The following is a 16,587-nucleotide window of genomic DNA, read 5'->3' as shown; positions in this document are numbered from 1 at the left end:
CGATCAGGGGGGACACAGGGCACGAGATGAAGTTTTCACTTAAGATAACTCTGAAAGTGCCATAAGTATAGCTAAAGGTGCAAGAATGTGCCCATGACCGACAACTCCCTCCCGGACGTGCCCCGGCTGCGGCTTCTGAGCGAGGTCGCACGGCAGGGATCATTGGCCGGAGCCGCGCGCGTCATCGGCATCACATCGTCGGCCGTGTCCCAGCAGATCAGCATCCTGGAACGGGAAGCCGGCGTGAAACTCCTCGACAGATCCCCGCGCGGCGTCGGCCTGACCGGCGCGGGAGAGATCCTGGTCGAGCACGCCCGCGGAATCCTCCGGATGCTCGAGGTCACGCGGGCTGAGATGGACCAGTTGAGCGGCGAGCTCACCGGCCGGGTGCGCATCGGCGCCATCCCCTCCGTCGCCCGCATGGTGCTCCTGCCCGTCTCGGACACCCTCGGCGAGACCCTGCCGGACATCGACCTCACCGTCAACGTCATCGAGCCCGTCGACAGCATCGACGCCCTCCTCAACGGAGCGCTCGACATCGCGATCATCGACCTCTACGACAACGTGCCGATGGCCTTCCCCGACTACCTCCACACGACCGAACTCGTGAACGAACCGCTGATGCTCTTCGCACCGCCGTCGTACGACCTCCCTCCCCGGGTGCGCCTCGCCGATCTCAAGAACGAGCGCTGGGTGATGCCGGACGAACTCGGCGCGTGCGGGCAGGCCGTGCGCTTCGCCTGCCGCGCCGAGGGCTTCGAGCCGACGGTGCACTGGCACACCGCCGACCTGCTGCTGCTGGTCGAGGCGATCTCGCGCGGGCGCGGCATCTCGGTGCTTCCCCCGCTCTCCATCGACGGATCCGTCGCCCCGGTGAGCGTGCACGCCCTCGACCGGCCGCTGCGCAGACGGGTGCTCGCGGTGACGAGGGTCACCGACGAACGCCGGCCGATCGTGCGGGCCGTGCTCGACGAGATCGAGCGTGCGGCGGCACAGGCCTCCCCTCGGGCAGCCGGCTGAAGGATCTCTTTCGGCAGCGAAAGCGATCGTCGTCCTGAGATCGCCCCACGCTCCTGCTCCTGCTTGCAGACTCGAAGACGTCCCCGTCTCACGATGATGTAAGAGGAGAGAGATCATGACCGTCGAACGACGTATCGCCCAGGTGCCAGGGCACTGGCAGGTGCCAGGGAAGTTCACCATCAACCACAGCCACGGCATCCGCGTCGGCGACATGATCTGGGTCGGTGGGCAGGAAGACCTGGATGAGCACGGCAACGTCAGGCACCCCGGTGACATCGAGGCGCAGAGCCACGCCGTGATGCAGTCGCTGCAGGCGGTCATCGAAGACCTCGGCGGGACGATGGGCGACGTGGTCCAGTTCAACACCTTCTATGCCGGTGAGCTCAGCGTCGAGGAGTGGCAGCGCACCTACGACATCCGGTTCAGCTACTTCCCGGCGCCGGGACCGACGGCCACGGGCATCCTGATCGCCGAGGAGCTGAACATCCCCGGTATCCGGGTCGAGGTGAACGCGGTCGCCGTGGTCGGCAGCGCAGCCCGCAACGCCGAGTCGGCGAATGCGGAGCGCGCGGACGCGGAGCGCGCAGAATGACCGAGCGCAGCCTGGGCGTCGTCCTCTGCGACCTCGACTCGTATGCGGTCGACGACGTCGACGGCCGGGTCCGCGGCGCCGCCGCCATCAGCGACAACCCGGTCGGGTTCTTCGAGAATCCGGACAGCTGGCCGGGCATCCCCGTGTCGTACGCCGTGGCGCGTGGTGCGCGAGTGGAGCAGCTGGTCGCCGGTGATCCGACAGCCGTGGATGCGTTCTGGGCGGCCAGAGACAGGCTCTCGCACTGCTCGCTCGTCATCACCGACTGCGGCTTCTTCTACTACGCCAGGCGTTCCGGCCGCCCGACCGGGAACGCTCTGACCAGCAGTCTCGACCTGCTGCCGCTCGCGGCCTCCCTCACCGATGCGCCCATCGGCGTGCTGACGGTCTCCGAACCGCTCGCGCAGCGCCTGCTCGCGCCTGACCCGCTCCTCCCCCGGCTCTCCATCGTCGGGCTGGAGAGCGAGCCGGGGTGGAGCGGCATCCTCACCAACGACCACGGGTACGGCAACGGCTGGGATCTGGACGTGCTCCGCTCCGGCGTCGAGGCCGTGCTCGACCGCGAGTTCGCGCCGGGCGGGCGCTTCGCCGGCATCGGCGCGCTCGTCCTCGAGTGCACGCTGCTGCCCGAGTTCCGGCGGGAGATCGCACGCCGAACGGCTGTGCCGATCCTCGACGTCGCGTCGTTTGCGATCAGTGCGCTGGGCCCGGGCTTCGCCGCTGCGTGACTAGGCGGTCTGGGCGGCGGCGGTCCGGCCGCCCGGCCAGCGGCGCGACACCCACACGACGGCGAAGCCGACGCACAGGATGACCGCGGCGATCAGCAGCACGTAGAACGCCACGGAGAGGTAGCCGTTCGGCGACGTCTGCGGATTGAGGAACGGGTACGGATACCAGGGCTGCTTGCCGGTCACAGGGTCGGCACCGAACGGCGCCCGGATGAGTGTGTAGACCGCCCACACGATCGGGAAGCCGACCACCCACCAGAGCACCCTGTTGCGAAGGGCGGTGCGACCGGGGGCGAACAGCCAGTCGATCAGCAGGTAGGCGGGGCCGACCACGTGCAGCACCTCGTTCGACCACTCCACCGTCTGGCCCTGCGGCAGCGGGATGTTGCGCAGCAGCAGGTTGTAGACGACGCCGGTGGTGACCATGTAGGTGGTCACGGCTGCCCGCAGGCCGGTGAACCAGCCCGGGTCGTCGCCGGTGCGCGCGAACAGCAGATAGGCGCCGATCGCCAGCACGACCACGTAGCCGATATTCGAGTCGATCGTGAAGAAGCTGAAGAAGTTCACAACGTAGCTGGCGATGTTGCCGCCCTTGCCGGAGATGAAGTTCACGCTGGTCGCGAACTGCGCGATGATCGCCACGAGCGTGAGCAGAGCCATCGCGACGCGGACGATTCCGAAACCGATCCGCATCCGGACCCCTTCGCCTGGTGGTGCGCGGACAGAGACAGGGCGAGCATACCGAGCGGGCGGTCGCGCACGCGGCAAACGCGCAGGCGCACGGCGACTAAACTGGCGGGGAAACCCGTACGAGAGAGGTCGCCGCGTGGCACCCGCTGTTCCTGCACCGAAGTCCAACCGGTACTGGGTGGTCCCCGCCGTCCGAGCCGTGGTCGCACTGGCGGCGACCGCCGTCATCACCTTCACCCGTGACGCGCACACCGCCGAGTTCGGGCTGATCGTCTTCGGCGTCTTCGCGATCCTCGACGGCCTCGCCACGGCCGTCCTGACCGCGACCTCCGGTCTTCGAGGAACCTCGCGCACCCTGTTCATCGCGCAGGGCGCCATCGGCGTCGTCGCCGGCGTCCTCGCACTCGCGCTCATGAACAGCGGCCTCGGCTTCTACCTCTACGTCGTGACCGTGTGGGCGGCGCTCACCGGCTTCCTCGAGCTGTACAACGGCGTCCGCAACCGGGGCAAGGATGCGGCTGCGCGCGACTGGCTCATCACCGGTGCGCTGACAGCGGTGCTCGCCGTCGCCTTCCTCCTCATCCCGTCGGACGCCCTGCTCTCGATCGGACTGTTCGGGGCGTGGGCCGTGATCGTTGGCGTGTTCCAGGGGATCGGCGCGGTGTCGCTGCGGAGTGCATCCAGAGCGGTTGCCGCCGAGCAGAGCTCGGGGAGCGGATCGTGACCAAGCGCAACAAGAAAGACCCGAGCGTGACCTCCAACCTTCAGCCGAGCCGCAAAGACCGGTTCCTGCCCACCGAGCTTCTCGGCATCTCCGCGGCGCTCGCCGTGTTCGTCGGCCTCATCGTCCTCATCGCCACGCGCGAGTTCCTGCTCGCCGGCGTCAGCTTCGGGATCGCGTTCATCGTCGCCCTCGTCCTGATGGCCCTGTTCGCGCTGGCCTTCAAGCCGAACGCCGCCGAGGTCCACGACCTCGAGGAGCAGAACGGCGAGTCCCCCACCGACAAGCCCTCCACCCACTGACCCGCACCAAAAAAATCGAGTCGGGACTTATGCACGCGACACGCCGCGCGCCCCGTGCATAAGTCCGACTCGATTGCTTGGGGATCGGACTCGACGGCTAGAGGCGGTCGACGAGGGCGGAGGCCAGGCCGGTGTAGGTCTGGGGGGTGAGCTCCAGGAGGCGGTTCTTTGCAGCCTGGCCGATGTCGAGGCCGTTGACGAACGCGGTCAGGGCGGCGTGGTCGACGCGCTTGCCGCGGGTCAACTCCTTGAGCAGCGCGTACGGGTCGGCGATCTGCGAGCGGCCGGCGGAGACCTCCGCGCGGATGACCGTCTGGATCGCCTCACCGAGCACCTCCCAGTTGGCGTCGAGGTCGGCGGCGAGCAGCTCGCGGTCGAGCGCGATCTGACCGAGCCCCCGCTGGATGTTGTCCAGGGCCAGCAGGGAGTGGCCGAGGCCGACGCCGATGTTGCGCTGCGTGGTCGAGTCGGTGAGGTCGCGCTGCAGACGGCTGGTCACCAGGGTGGCGGCGAGCGAGTCGAGCACGGCCGAGCTGAGCTCCAGGTTGGCCTCGGCATTCTCGAACCGGATCGGGTTGACCTTGTGCGGCATGGTCGACGAGCCGGTCGCGCCGGGCTCGGGCGTCTGGCGGAAGTAGCCGAGCGAGATGTACGTCCACGCATCCGTCGCCAGGTTGTGCAGCACCCGGTTGGCGTGCGAGATCTTGCCGTACAGCTCCGCCTGCCAGTCGTGCGATTCGATCTGCGTGGTCAGCGGATTCCAGTCGAGCCCGAGGCTGTTGACGAACTCGCGGGAGATGCGCGGCCAGTCCGCCTCGGCGTCGGCGACGACGTGCGCGGCGAACGTGCCCGTCGCTCCGCTGAACTTGCCGAGGTATTCGTTGCTTGAGACCTGCTTGGCGATGCGCTCCAGGCGGTAGACGAAGACCGCGAGCTCCTTGCCCATCGTGGTCGGCGTCGCCGGCTGGCCGTGGGTGCGCGCGAGCATCGCGTCGTCGCGGTACTCGATCGCCTGCGCGCGCAGTTCGCCGATGACGGCGTGCAGTTTGGGCAGCCACACCTCGTTGACGGCGGCACTGACCGTGAGCGCGTACGAGAGGTTGTTGATGTCCTCGCTAGTCGCCGCGAAGTGCGTGAGCTCGGCGATGCTGTCGAGGCCAAGAGCGTGCAGGCGCTCGCGCACCAGGTATTCGACGGCCTTGACGTCGTGCTTGGTGGTCGCCTCCAGCTCGGCGAGCCTGTCGATCTCCGGCTGCCCGAAGTCGGCGACCAGGGCGCGCAGCGAGTGCACCTGCTGCTCGGTGAGCGGGGTCGACCCGAACATCCGGTGGCTCGTCAGATAAATGAGCCATTCGACCTCGACCTGCACGCGGGCCCGGTTCAGTCCGGCCTCCGACAGGTGATCGCCGAGGCCGAGCACCGCCGAGCGGTAGCGGCCGTCGAGTGGGCTCAGCGGCTGGGGAGGCAGCGCGGTCATGGGTCTCCTTGCGTGGTGGGGTCGGACCTATTCTCGCGCATCCACTGTGCTGGCGTGGCGTCAGCGCCGGGTGAGCGGGCGGAGGATCAGCCCCATCAGCCAGGCGATGACCGCGAGCACCAGCGCGCCGAGCACCCCGTTCCAGAACCCGTCGATGAAGAGGCCGAAGCCCATCAGGCCGCTGATCCAGGCCACGAACAGCAAGAGCAGGCCGTTCACGATGAACGAGATGAGCCCGAGCGTGAGGATGTAGAGCGGGAAGGCGACGATCCGGATGGCCGTGCCGATGATGGCATTGACCACACCGAAGATCAGCGCGATCAGCAGGTAGGTGACGATCGTCGCGAACGTGCCTTCCGCGTACGGGCGGACGGTGACGCCGGAGACGATGAACGTCGTGAACCACAGCGCGAGGGCGTTGATGATAAGTCTGACGAGAAATCTCATGCGCCCATGATCCCAGGCGGGGGAGGTCTGCGGGGAGGGGTGTCAGGAGAATTCCCGCCGCGGTATGCGGCCGCGGGTAAGTTAGGGGCGTGACGAACGAACATCCCCGTGGCGTGAGGCTGCGCCCCGAGATCGTGGCTGTCCCCGCATACAAGCAGGGACGGGCCGCGCCCTCCGACGGCTTCAAGCTGTCCAGCAACGAGAACCCGTTCCCTCCCCTGCCGTCGGTGGTGGATGCGGTCGGTCGCGTTCTCGGCGACCTCAACCGTTACCCGAACGCCGGGGGCGGCGACCTGCGCCAGCGTCTCGCCGACCGGCACGGTGTCGACGTGGAGCAGGTGCACCTCGGCAACGGCTCCGTCTCCCTGCTCGCCCAGCTGATCTCGGCCGCGGCCGGTGTCGGCGACGAGGTCGTGTACTCGTGGCGTTCGTTCGAGGCGTATCCCGGGCTGGTCACCGTTGCCGGCGCGACCAGTGTGCAGGTGCCGAACCGCGCCGACGGCAGCCACGATCTGGATGCGCTCGCCGCCGCGATCACGGACCGCACCCGCGCCGTCATCGTCTGCACCCCGAACAACCCGACCGGCACCATCGTCACCGCTGCGGACTTCGAGCGGTTCATGGCGGCTGTCCCCACCGATCTGCTCGTCCTGCTGGACGAGGCGTACTACGAGTTCGTCACCGACGATTCGGCCGTGGACGGCATCCCGCTGCTGGGTCGCTACCCCAATCTCGTCGTGCTCCGCACCTTCTCCAAGGCGTACGGCCTCGCCGCGCTGCGGATCGGCTACGCCGTCGGTCCTGCGCACGTGCTCGACGCCGCCCGTTCCGCCGCGATTCCGCTGTCGGTGACCGATGCTGCCCGCGTGGCGGCGCTCGCCTCCATCGAGGCGGAGGACGAGCTGATGGAGCGCGTCGCCCGCATCGCGATGCGCCGCGACCAGCTGCGCGACGCGCTGATCGCACAGGGCTGGGTTGTGCCGGTGGCGCAGGGCAACTTCGTCTGGCTGGCGACCGGCGAGCAGACCGCCGAGGCCAACGACGCGTTCTTCGACGCGGGTCTGACGGTTCGCGCGTTCGCGCCGGAGGGCATCCGGATCAGTGTCGGCGAGCAGGAGTCTGTGGACAAACTCCTTGAAGTGGCCGCAGATATTGTGCGGACCCTACCAAATGGCCACCCGGCCAAGCGGTTAGGTTAGACAGGTGGTTGCCACGAACGATACCCCGCGCCCGGCGAACACGGTCCAGCTGCTGACAGCAGACGGCCGTTTCCAGCCGAGTGAACTCGCAGCGGAATACCTGCCGTACCTCGAACGACTCGACGAGGACGATTACCGGCAGCTGTACCGCGACATGATCAAGGTCCGCGCCTTCGACCACGAAGCCGCCAACCTGCAGCGTCAGGGCCAGCTCGGCCTCTGGGTGCCCAGCATGGGCCAGGAGGGCGCGCAGGTGGGCTCCGCTCACGCCGCCCGGCCGCAGGACCACCTCTTCCCTTCGTACCGCGAGCACGTGGTCGGCATGATCCGCGGCATCGACCCTGTCGGCATCATGGGGCTCCTGCGCGGCACCACGCACGGCGGCTGGGATCCGACGGACCCCGCTGTGCAGAACTTCCACCTCTACACACTGGTGATCGGCTCGCACACGCTGCACGCCACCGGATACGCGATGGGCATCAAGTTCGACGGCAAAGTCGGCACCGGCAACCCGGAGTCGGACGAGGCCGCGATCGTCTACTTCGGCGACGGCGCCACCAGCCAGGGCGACGTGAGCGAGGCGTTCGTCTTCGCCGCCAGCTACCAGACCCCGCAGGTCTTCTTCCTGCAGAACAACCAGTGGGCCATCTCCGTGCCCGTGACGACGCAGTCGCGCTCGCCGCTGTATCTGCGTTCGAGCGGGTTCGGCATCCCCGGCGTGCAGATCGACGGCAACGACGTCCTCGCGTCATACGCGGTCACCGCGAAGCACCTCGACGACGCCCGCAACGGCGAAGGCCCGAGCATGATCGAGGCACTCACATACCGGATGGGCGCCCACACCTCCAGCGACGACCCCAGCAAGTACCGCACGGACGAAGAGACCGCATACTGGGGCGAGCGCGACCCGATCATCCGGTTCCGCGCGTTCCTGGAGGAGCAGGGCGTCGGCCAGGCGTTCTTCGACAGCGCGGACGAGGAGGGGGCCGACTTGGCCGCCGACGTCCGCCGTCGCACGCTGGAGCTCGAGGTTCCGCCCATCGAGTCGATGTTCGACAACGTCTACAGCGAACCGCACCCGCTCATGGACGAGCAGCGGCAGTGGCTCGCCGAATACGAGGAATCCTTCGGAGGCGACGCATGAGCGACGTGAGAAGCGAAGCAGGGACCGACACGGAGACCGGGACGGAGACCGACGTCGAGGTTGTCGAGGCTGAACTGGTGGATGCGCCGGACCACGACGACTCCGCCACTCCCGTCGGCGAAGATACCCAGGCCATCGATGTCGTCGAGATCGTTGAGAGTGAGCCTGGCTCGATCGTGCTCGAAGAGCACGTCGCCGAGCAGGAGTGGACGCGCGAGTTCACGATCGAGGACGCGGCCCCGACCCCGACCAAGATCGAGACCGCTCCGGATGCGCAGGACGTGCATCCCGAAGCCGCTGATGCTGCGGAGACGGACAGCAAGGACGAGGACTACGCGGACGAGGACTACGCGGACGAGGCGACCGCCGAGGATGCGGACGCAGACGCGGACGTCGAAGCGGACGTGGACGTGGCGGAGCCCGTGGTGCCCGCCGCACCGGTCGAGCCCGAGCCGCGCATCCAGTCGTTGCCGATGGTGAAGGCGCTGAACGCCGGACTGCGCAAAGCGCTCGCCGGCGACGACCGCGTGCTGATCCTCGGTGAGGACGTCGGCCCGCTCGGCGGTGTCTTCCGGGTGACCGAGGGGCTGCAGAAGGAGTTCGGTCCGCAACGTGTCATCGACACTCCGCTCGCGGAGGCCGGGATCGTCGGCACGGCGATCGGGCTGGCGATGCGCGGATACCGTCCGGTGCTGGAGATCCAGTTCAACGGCTTCATCTTCCCCGGCTTCGACCAGATCACCACCCAGCTGGCCAAGATGACCAACCGGCACGACGGCAAGATCTCGATGCCGATCGTCATCCGGGTGCCGCACGGCGGTCACATCGGCGCGGTGGAGCACCACCAGGAAGCGCCGGAGGCGTACTTCGCGCACACCGCCGGTCTGCGCGTCGTCGCGCCGTCGACCCCGCACGACGCCTACTGGATGATCCAGGAGGCCATCCAGTCGAACGACCCGGTCCTCTTCTTCGAGCCGATGAGCCGCTACTGGCCCAAGGGCGAGGTCGACCTGGTCGAGAACACCACGCCGCTGCACGCCAGCCGCGTCGTCCGCACGGGAACCGATGCGACCGTCGTCGCCTGGGCAGGCATGGTCAGCGTCGCACTGCGCGCCGCCGAGCTCGCCGCCGAGGAGGGGCGCAGCATCGAGGTCATCGACGTGCGTTCCATCTCCCCCGTCGACTACACGCCGATCGTCGACTCCGTGCGCAAGACGGGCAGGCTCGTCGTCGCGCAGGAGGCGCCGGGAAACGTCAGCGTCGGATCCGAGATCGCGGCGACCGTGACCGAGAAGGCGTTCTACTCGCTCGAGTCGCCCGTGCTGCGGGTCGCCGGGTTCGACACCCCGTTCCCGCCGGCGAAGCTGGAAGACATCTACCTTCCGGACGCCGACCGCATCCTCGAAGCCGTCGACAGGGCGCTCGCGTACTGAGCCGGCCGCCGAGCGCGCCGCCTCCCCACTGATCCCGCTTACCGAAAGAAGTCGCACATGAGCGAATCGAAGTTCCTTCTTCCCGACGTCGGCGAGGGTCTGACCGAGGCCGAGATCGTCGCATGGAAGGTCGCCCCCGGCGACCCGGTGGCCGTGAACCAGGTCATCGTCGAGATCGAGACGGCGAAGTCGCTCGTGGAGCTGCCGTCGCCCTTCGAGGGCGTCGTCGGCGAGCTGCTGGTGTCCGAGGGCCAGACGGTCGACGTGGGAACGGCGATCATCACCGTGTCCAGCGCGGAAGGCGCTGGCAGCGCTGGCGGCTCGGGCGGTGCTGGCGAGTCCGCCGCCGAGGCGGAGCCGCAGAGCGAGGTCGCTGAGGCCGCGGCCGACACCGCCGCCAGCGTGTCCCACGAGGTGGATGCGCCGGAGAAGCCGGGCGCTGTGCTCGTCGGGTACGGCGCTGCTGGGCATGGCGCCAGCAGGCGGCGGAGGGTGACCCACCCGGGCACGTCGGCGGTTCCGGTGGTGGCGAGTGGTGCATCCACTGTTGCTGCCCCTGCTGCCCCTGCTGCCTCGGCACCGAGCGCCGCCCCCGCATCCGCTGCGCCCGTTGCGCCTGCAGCAGCCGCGCCCGTCGCGCCTGCGCCCGCATCCGCTCCGGCCACGCCTGCCCCTGCTCCGCTCACGGTGCACAGCGACGCGCACGTCGCACCGAGCGTTCCGGTGATCGCCAAGCCGCCCATCCGAAAGCTGGCGAAAGACCTCGGCGTCGACCTCACCCTGGTCACGCCGACCGGCGCGATCGGCGAGGTCACCCGCGAGGACGTGCTGCGCGAAGCGACGCAGGCGAGCGTGTTCCGCAACATCCAGACGCCGGAGTGGCCGAACGACCGCGAGGACCGCATCCCGGTCAAGGGCGTTCGCAAGGCGATCGCGAACGCGATGGTGTCCAGTGCGTTCAGCGCGCCGCACGTCAGCTTGTTCGTCGACGTGGATGCGACCCGCACGATGGAGTTCGTCAAGCGCCTCAAGAACTCGCCCGACTTCAGCGGCGTGAAGGTGTCGCCGCTGCTGATCATGGCGAAGGCGATCATCTGGGCCGTGCGCCGCAACCCCACCGTGAATTCGTCGTGGACGGACGAGGAGATCATCGTCCGCCACTACGTGAACCTCGGCATCGCCGCCGCCACCCAGCGCGGCCTCATCGTGCCGAACGTCAAAGAGGCGCAGGAGATGTCGCTGCTCGAACTGGCGACGGCGCTCGAACAGCTCACGCTCACCGCCCGCGACGGCAAGACCACCCCGGCCGACATGTCCGGCGGCACCATCACGATCACCAACATCGGCGTATTCGGGATGGACACGGGCACCCCGATCCTGAACCCCGGCGAGGTCGGCATCGTCGCCCTCGGCACGATCAAGCAGAAGCCGTGGGTCGTCGACGGCGAGGTGCGCCCCCGGTTCGTCACGACACTGGGTGCGTCGTTCGACCACCGCGTGGTCGACGGCGATGTGGCGTCTCGGTTCCTGGCCGATGTGGCGTCGATCATCGAGGAGCCCGCGCTGCTCCTCGATTGAGGCCGGAACCTGACCGCTGCCCCGCATACCGTGGAGAGTGACGGAAAGGAACGTCCATGACTGAGGCCAACGGATACACGACGATCGCCCCCTGGATCGTCACCGACGACACCGGCGCGCTGCTCGACTTCGTGTCGGTGGCGTTCGGCGGCATCGAGCTCGCGCGGGTCGCCGTGGAGGACGGGAGCATCGGGCACGCCGAGATCCGCGTGGGAGACACGGTGCTGCTCGCCTTCGACCGGCGGGACGACTGGCCGGCCATGCCGTCGCTGCTGCGTGTCTTCGTGCCGGATGCGGACGCAGCGTTCGAGCGAGCAGTCGCCGCGGGTGCGCGCGTCGTCACGGAACTGGCCGACAGCGCGTGGGGAGACAGGGGCGGGCGTATTCGGGACCCGTTCGGCAACATCTGGTGGGTGATGGCCCATGTCGAGGATGTGCCGGCCGACCAGACCTGGGTGCGCATGGCCGAGCCGCGCTTCGTGGAGTCGATGCGGGTGGCGCAGGAGACGCTCGACGCCGAGCTGAGCGGGCGCGCGACGGGCAGGGCGAGCGCGCCGGTGACTCCGACACCCGGTGGCCGTGGAACGTGACGGGCGGGCAGTCGTCTTGGTTTTGACAATCATTATCAATAACGACTAACGTCGAAGGGTGCCGGTCAGACGGCGCACCCCATCGATCAGACAGCCCGAATTAGACAGGCCTTTTCATGAAGTCGCGCACCATCGCCACACTTCTCACCATCCCCATCGTCACCGCGCTCGCCCTCACGGGATGCTCGGCAGGCGCATCAGGAAACACCTCCGACGGCAAGATCTCCGTCGTCGCCAGCACCAACGTCTACGGCGACATCGCCTCCACCATCGCGGGAGACGCGGTCGACGTCACCGCGCTCATGGACAACCCGGCGCAAGACCCCCACTCGTTCGAGGCGAGCGCGCAGAACCAGCTCGCCGTCTCCAAAGCCGACATCATCATCGAGAACGGCGGAGGATACGACGACTTCATGGACACGCTGAGGAAGTCGGCGGGCGACAAGGCCACCGTGCTCAACGTCGTCGACATCTCCGGCAAGAAGGCCGAAGCGGGCGCCGACCTCAACGAGCACGTCTGGTACGACTTCCCGACCATCCAGGCGTTCACCGGCAAGCTCGTCGCCGCGCTGTCGAAGGCGGACCCGTCGCAGGCGGCCACCTTCACGAAGAACGCCGTCGCCTTCACGGCCGACCTGACGGCACTCGAACAGCGCACTGCCGACCTCAAGCAGAAGTACCAGGGCGAAGGCGCGGCCATCACGGAGCCGGTGCCGCTGTACCTGCTCGACGCCATCGGACTCGTCAACAAGACCCCGAAGGCGTTCAGCTCGGCCATCGAAGAAGGCACGGATGTGTCCCCCTCGGTGCTCAACGAGATGCTGCACCTGTTCAGCGGAAACGCCGTGAAAGTGTTCGCATACAATGAGCAGACCAGCGGCCCGGAGACCGAGAAGGTCCTCGCCGCAGCGAAGAGCGCAGGCGTCCCGGTCGTCCCCGTGACAGAGACCCTGCCGTCAGGCAAGGACTACATCAGCTGGATGACGAGCAACCTCGACGCCGTGGCCAAGGCCCTCTCCGAATGACGGAGGCCGTGCCAGAGCATGCGGCTGAGCCGCTGGAGCGCGTCGTCGCTCCCGACCGGCGCCCCGTCGTCCTCCGCCTGCGCAATGCGAACCTCGGCTTCGGCGACCGCACCCTGTGGAGCGGCCTCGACCTGGATGTGCACGCCGGCGAGTTCGTCGCGGTGCTCGGGCCCAACGGCTCGGGCAAGACCAGCCTGCTGAAGACCATCCTGGGTCAGCAGCAGCTCGACTCCGGCACGATCGAGTTCGACGGTCACGCCGTGCGGCGCGGCGACAGGCGCATCGGCTACATCCCGCAGCAGAAGCTGATCGCCGCAGGAACGCCGATGCGCGCCCGCGATCTGGTCGCCCTCGGCGTGAACGGCCACCGCTGGGGCGTGCCGATCCCCACCAGGGCCGACCGCGCTCAGGTGGAGCAGCTGATCGACTCGGTCGGAGCCAGGCGCTATGCCGACGTGCCCGTCGGAAGTCTCTCCGGCGGCGAGCAGCAACGGCTCCGCGTCGCCCAGGCGCTCGCCGGAGACCCGGCGCTGCTGCTCTGCGACGAGCCCCTCCTCTCCCTCGACCTGCAGCACCAGCGCGGTGTCAGCGAACTGATCGACAGGCGCAGACGCGACCACGACAGCGCCGTGGTTTTCGTCACCCATGACGTCAACCCGGTGCTCGGGATGGTCGACAAAGTCCTCTACCTGGCCGGCGGCCGGTTCCGCGAAGGCACTCCGGACGATGTCCTCCGCAGCGACGTCCTCACCGACCTCTATGGAACGCCCATCGACGTGATCCGCAGCCGAGGACGCATCGTGGTCGTCGGCATTCCCGACGCGGAGACGCACGACCACCACCATCACGGGCACGCCGCGCATCCGGAGCCTGCGGCATGATCGCGCACCTCGCAACCAGCACCGACCTGTGGTCGCAGCTGTTCGACTTCGCCAACTACGGCGAACTGCTCGCTCTCGTGAAGAACTCGATCTTCGCCGGGGCGGTGCTCGGCGTGGTCGGTGGGCTGATCGGCGTGTTCGTGATGCAGCGCGACATGGCGTTCGCCGTGCATGGGATCAGCGAGCTGTCGTTCGCCGGGGCGGCGGCTGCGCTGCTGTTCGGGGCGAACGTGGTCGTCGGGTCCGTCGCCGGATCGCTGATCGCGGCGGTGCTGATCGGGCTGCTCGGCGCGAAAGCCAGGGACAGGAACTCGATCATCGCCGTGCTGATGCCGTTCGGGCTCGGCCTCGGCATCCTGTTCCTCGCGTTGTATCCGGGCAGAAGCGCCAACAAGTTCGGCCTGCTGACCGGGCAGATCGTGTCGGTCGACGACCCGCAGCTCGGCTGGCTGCTCGGCATTGGCGCTGTCGTGCTGATCGGGCTGCTGGTCATCTGGCGCCCGCTCACGTTCGACAGCCTGGATGCCGATGTCGCCGCCTCCCGCGGGGTGCCTGTGCGATTCGTCGCCCTGGCATTCATGGTGCTGCTCGGGCTCGCCGTGGCGGTGTCTGTGCAGATCGTCGGCGCGCTGCTCGTACTCTCGCTGCTGGTCACTCCGGCGGCCGCGGCGATGCGCATCTCGTCGTCGCCGCTCGCGGTGCCGCTGCTGAGCGTGGGCTTCGCGCTGCTCTCCGTGGTGGGTGGGATCATGCTCGCGCTCGGGAGCGCGCTCCCGATCAGCCCGTACGTCACGACCATCTCGTTCGTGATCTACGTGGTCTGCCGGCTCGTCGGCGGACGCCAGGGTTCACGGCGACTCGTGAGCCGGAACGGCTAGCCTGAGCACGTGAAACGCAACACCTGGCAGCGCGAAGCCGTCCGAGAGGCCCTGACCTCCACGGAAGGCTTCATCAGCGCGCAGGGACTGCACCTCAGTCTGCACGAGACCGGCTCGCCGATCGGGCTCGCCACGGTGTACCGCGCACTCTCCGACCTGGCGTCGGAAGGCGAGGCGGACTCCCTGCAGTCGCCGGAAGGCGAGAACCTCTACCGCGCTTGCACCACCGGCGGGCACCACCACCACCTGATCTGCCGCAACTGCGGCCTCACCGTCGAGATCGAGGCCGACGCCGTGGAGCAGTGGGCGCAGTCCGCGGCCGCCGCGCACGGCTTCACGCAGCCGCAGCACGTTGTCGACATCTTCGGCCTCTGCGCCACCTGCTCCCGCGCCGCCTGACGCGGCGCGAGCGGGGCCGGTTTGGCGGAGGCGGGTGAGTCGCGTAGTATTGATGTTTGGCTGAGTGGGCCTCTCCTGCTCAGATCGTACGTGAAACCCACACATCCTCGGATTCGTGGGGACAACCGTGCCGACAAGTGACCTTGGGCGGAGCATCAGGCTCCGCGGTATTGGAGAAAAGACAATGGCAGCAGTGTGCCAGGTGACTGGAGCCGTTCCCGGCTTCGGACACAACATCTCGCACTCGCACCGACGCACCAAGCGTCGTTTCGACCCGAACATTCAGAAGAAGACGTACTTCGTGCCGTCGCTTCGCCGTAACGTCACGCTGACCCTGAGCGCCAAGGGCATCAAGGTCATCGACGCCCGTGGCATCGAGTCCGTGGTCAAGGACCTCCTTGCCCGTGGGGAGAAGATCTAATGGCAAAGCAGCAGGACGTTCGTCCGATCATCAAGCTTCGTTCGACGGCTGGAACCGGTTACACCTACGTGACCAAGAAGAACCGCCGCAACGACCCTGACCGTCTCGTGCTCAAGAAGTACGACCCCGTAGTGCGCAAGCACGTCGACTTCCGAGAGGAGCGCTAAACACATGGCTAAGAAGTCCAAGATCGCCAAGAACGAGCAGCGCAAGGTGATCGTTGACCGCTATGCGGCACGTCGTCTCGAGCTCAAGAAGGCCCTGATCGACCCCAACGGCACCGACGAGTCGCGCGAAGCGGCACGCCAGGGCCTGCAGAAGATCCCGCGCGACGCCTCGCCGATCCGCGTTCGCAACCGCGACGCCGTCGACGGCCGTCCCCGCGGAAACCTCAGCAAGTTCGGCATCTCGCGTGTGCGTTTCCGCGACATGGCGCACCGTGGCGAGCTGCCCGGTATCACCAAGTCCAGCTGGTAACCAGCGCGACAGCACCCTCGAAGGGGCGTCCGGCTTCGGCCTGGCGCCCCTTCGTCGTTTCTCCGGCGGCTGGATGGCAGGTCGATGGCAGGTCGATGACAGGTGGATGCGGTCCCTGAGCCTGCGCATCTGCGCCATAGTTTGTGAAAAACGCCGAGAATCCGCGTGTTTCCGCGGGTTTCTGATACATTCGAGGCGGTCAACCGACCAAACGTAACGGCCAGTTTGGCCTCAACCGTTCCATACAGAAGCTGTATATCCAGCACAAGGTCCGAGGAGGACACTCAATGGCTGACAAGTCGCTGAACAAGACCGAGCTCGTTGCCGCCGTCGCCGCGTCGTCGGGTCAGAGCCAGGCTGCCGTCGGTGGCGTGCTCGACGCATTCTTCGCCACCATCGCGGAGACCGTCGCCAACGGTGGCAAGGTCACCATCCCGGGCTGGCTCGCCGCAGAGCGCACCGAGACCGCTGCGCGCACGGGCCGCAACCCGCAGACCGGCGCCGAGATCAAGATCCCGGCCGGCCACCGCGTCAAGCTGACCGCCGGCTCGAAGCTCAAGGCTGCCGTCAAGTAGTCTCACCGGC

The 16,587-nt window shown here is 67.7% G+C and carries 21 protein-coding genes; 18 read left to right on the top strand and 3 right to left on the bottom strand.

Annotated elements, in window-relative coordinates:
* The first annotated feature begins 93 nt into the window (after positions 1 to 93).
* The 3 genes from AC37TH_RS03785 to AC37TH_RS03775 all read left to right on the top strand — a co-directional run bounded on the left by AC37TH_RS03785 (position 94) and on the right by AC37TH_RS03775 (position 2,340).
* A complete protein-coding gene (locus tag AC37TH_RS03785) occupies positions 94 to 1,020 on the top strand; it encodes a LysR family transcriptional regulator (RefSeq protein WP_490763018.1) in 927 nt (308 codons plus the stop codon).
* Positions 1,021 to 1,135: 115 nt separating this feature from the next.
* Complete coding sequence (locus AC37TH_RS03780) at positions 1,136 to 1,612, top strand: Rid family hydrolase (protein WP_490763017.1); 477 nt, start codon at positions 1,136 to 1,138, stop codon at positions 1,610 to 1,612.
* Positions 1,609 to 2,340: an aspartate/glutamate racemase family protein gene (locus AC37TH_RS03775; protein ID WP_490763016.1), complete on the top strand. Its 732-nt coding sequence runs from the start codon at positions 1,609 to 1,611 to the stop codon at positions 2,338 to 2,340. The genes AC37TH_RS03780 and AC37TH_RS03775 overlap by 4 nt, the downstream gene beginning before the upstream one ends.
* On the opposite strand, the gene AC37TH_RS03770 is transcribed toward AC37TH_RS03775, so the two are convergent.
* Entirely contained in the window at positions 2,341 to 3,033 is a 693-nt protein-coding gene (locus AC37TH_RS03770) for a Pr6Pr family membrane protein (protein ID WP_490763015.1), read from the bottom strand.
* A gap of 133 nt (positions 3,034 to 3,166) precedes the next feature.
* Here AC37TH_RS03770 and AC37TH_RS03765 point away from each other — a divergent pair, with 133 nt between their 5' ends.
* Both AC37TH_RS03765 and AC37TH_RS03760 read left to right on the top strand, forming a co-directional pair.
* Positions 3,167 to 3,754, top strand: coding sequence for an HdeD family acid-resistance protein (locus AC37TH_RS03765; RefSeq protein ID WP_490763014.1), 588 nt, complete (start codon positions 3,167 to 3,169; stop codon positions 3,752 to 3,754).
* Complete coding sequence (locus tag AC37TH_RS03760) at positions 3,751 to 4,053, top strand: hypothetical protein (RefSeq protein WP_490763013.1); 303 nt, start codon at positions 3,751 to 3,753, stop codon at positions 4,051 to 4,053. The genes AC37TH_RS03765 and AC37TH_RS03760 overlap by 4 nt, the downstream gene beginning before the upstream one ends.
* 97 nt (positions 4,054 to 4,150) lie before the next feature.
* Here the strand turns inward: AC37TH_RS03760 and purB are convergent, their stop codons facing one another.
* Positions 4,151 to 5,530, bottom strand: coding sequence for an adenylosuccinate lyase (gene purB, locus AC37TH_RS03755; RefSeq protein ID WP_490763012.1), 1,380 nt, complete (start codon positions 5,528 to 5,530; stop codon positions 4,151 to 4,153).
* 60 nt (positions 5,531 to 5,590) lie between these two features.
* Positions 5,591 to 5,977 carry a phage holin family protein gene (locus tag AC37TH_RS03750; RefSeq protein WP_490763011.1) on the bottom strand — a complete coding sequence of 129 codons (387 nt, stop codon included), beginning with the start codon at positions 5,975 to 5,977 and terminating at the stop codon, positions 5,591 to 5,593.
* An 89-nt stretch (positions 5,978 to 6,066) separates the two neighbouring features.
* On the opposite strand from AC37TH_RS03750, the gene AC37TH_RS03745 reads away from it, so the two are divergent.
* The 13 genes from AC37TH_RS03745 (at position 6,067) to AC37TH_RS03685 (ending at position 16,577) form a co-directional block, all read left to right on the top strand.
* Positions 6,067 to 7,176, top strand: a complete 1,110-nt coding sequence (locus AC37TH_RS03745; RefSeq protein ID WP_490763010.1) for a pyridoxal phosphate-dependent aminotransferase — start codon at positions 6,067 to 6,069, stop codon at positions 7,174 to 7,176.
* Between the two features lie 4 nt (positions 7,177 to 7,180).
* On the top strand, positions 7,181 to 8,320 hold the full coding sequence (gene pdhA, locus AC37TH_RS03740; RefSeq protein ID WP_490763009.1) for a pyruvate dehydrogenase (acetyl-transferring) E1 component subunit alpha: 1,140 nt from the start codon (positions 7,181 to 7,183) through the stop codon (positions 8,318 to 8,320).
* A gap of 473 nt (positions 8,321 to 8,793) precedes the next feature.
* Complete coding sequence (locus AC37TH_RS03735; RefSeq protein ID WP_490763850.1) at positions 8,794 to 9,753, top strand: alpha-ketoacid dehydrogenase subunit beta; 960 nt, start codon at positions 8,794 to 8,796, stop codon at positions 9,751 to 9,753.
* A gap of 57 nt (positions 9,754 to 9,810) precedes the next feature.
* Positions 9,811 to 11,331, top strand: coding sequence for a dihydrolipoamide acetyltransferase family protein (locus AC37TH_RS03730; RefSeq protein ID WP_490763008.1), 1,521 nt, complete (start codon positions 9,811 to 9,813; stop codon positions 11,329 to 11,331).
* Positions 11,332 to 11,387: 56 nt separating this feature from the next.
* Positions 11,388 to 11,921 (top strand): VOC family protein, encoded by a 534-nt coding sequence (locus AC37TH_RS03725; RefSeq protein ID WP_490763007.1) that lies wholly within the window; start codon positions 11,388 to 11,390, stop codon positions 11,919 to 11,921.
* A gap of 116 nt (positions 11,922 to 12,037) precedes the next feature.
* Entirely contained in the window at positions 12,038 to 12,946 is a 909-nt protein-coding gene (locus tag AC37TH_RS03720) for a metal ABC transporter solute-binding protein, Zn/Mn family (protein WP_490763006.1), read from the top strand.
* Complete coding sequence (locus tag AC37TH_RS03715) at positions 12,943 to 13,827, top strand: metal ABC transporter ATP-binding protein (RefSeq protein ID WP_490763005.1); 885 nt, start codon at positions 12,943 to 12,945, stop codon at positions 13,825 to 13,827. The genes AC37TH_RS03720 and AC37TH_RS03715 overlap by 4 nt, the downstream gene beginning before the upstream one ends.
* Entirely contained in the window at positions 13,824 to 14,705 is an 882-nt protein-coding gene (locus AC37TH_RS03710; RefSeq protein WP_490763004.1) for a metal ABC transporter permease, read from the top strand. Before AC37TH_RS03715 ends, AC37TH_RS03710 begins: the two co-directional genes overlap by 4 nt.
* 9 nt (positions 14,706 to 14,714) lie before the next feature.
* On the top strand, positions 14,715 to 15,104 hold the full coding sequence (locus tag AC37TH_RS03705; RefSeq protein WP_490763003.1) for a Fur family transcriptional regulator: 390 nt from the start codon (positions 14,715 to 14,717) through the stop codon (positions 15,102 to 15,104).
* Between the two features lie 184 nt (positions 15,105 to 15,288).
* A complete protein-coding gene (rpmB, locus tag AC37TH_RS03700) occupies positions 15,289 to 15,525 on the top strand; it encodes a 50S ribosomal protein L28 (RefSeq protein WP_055857759.1) in 237 nt (78 codons plus the stop codon).
* Positions 15,525 to 15,692 (top strand): 50S ribosomal protein L33, encoded by a 168-nt coding sequence (gene rpmG, locus AC37TH_RS03695; protein ID WP_027692168.1) that lies wholly within the window; start codon positions 15,525 to 15,527, stop codon positions 15,690 to 15,692. The genes rpmB and rpmG overlap by 1 nt, the downstream gene beginning before the upstream one ends.
* Positions 15,693 to 15,696: 4 nt before the next feature.
* The gene (rpsN, locus tag AC37TH_RS03690) at positions 15,697 to 16,002 is read left to right on the top strand and encodes a 30S ribosomal protein S14 (protein WP_085367413.1); all 306 of its coding nucleotides are present in this window, start codon (positions 15,697 to 15,699) and stop codon (positions 16,000 to 16,002) included.
* A 287-nt stretch (positions 16,003 to 16,289) separates the two neighbouring features.
* Complete coding sequence (locus tag AC37TH_RS03685) at positions 16,290 to 16,577, top strand: HU family DNA-binding protein (protein ID WP_490763002.1); 288 nt, start codon at positions 16,290 to 16,292, stop codon at positions 16,575 to 16,577.
* Positions 16,578 to 16,587: the final 10 nt, after the last annotated feature.

Source organism: Leifsonia sp. McL0627, assembly GCF_058244615.1.
Note: the sequence above shows the minus strand (reverse complement) of the source record. Positions and strands in the feature narration are given on the sequence as shown.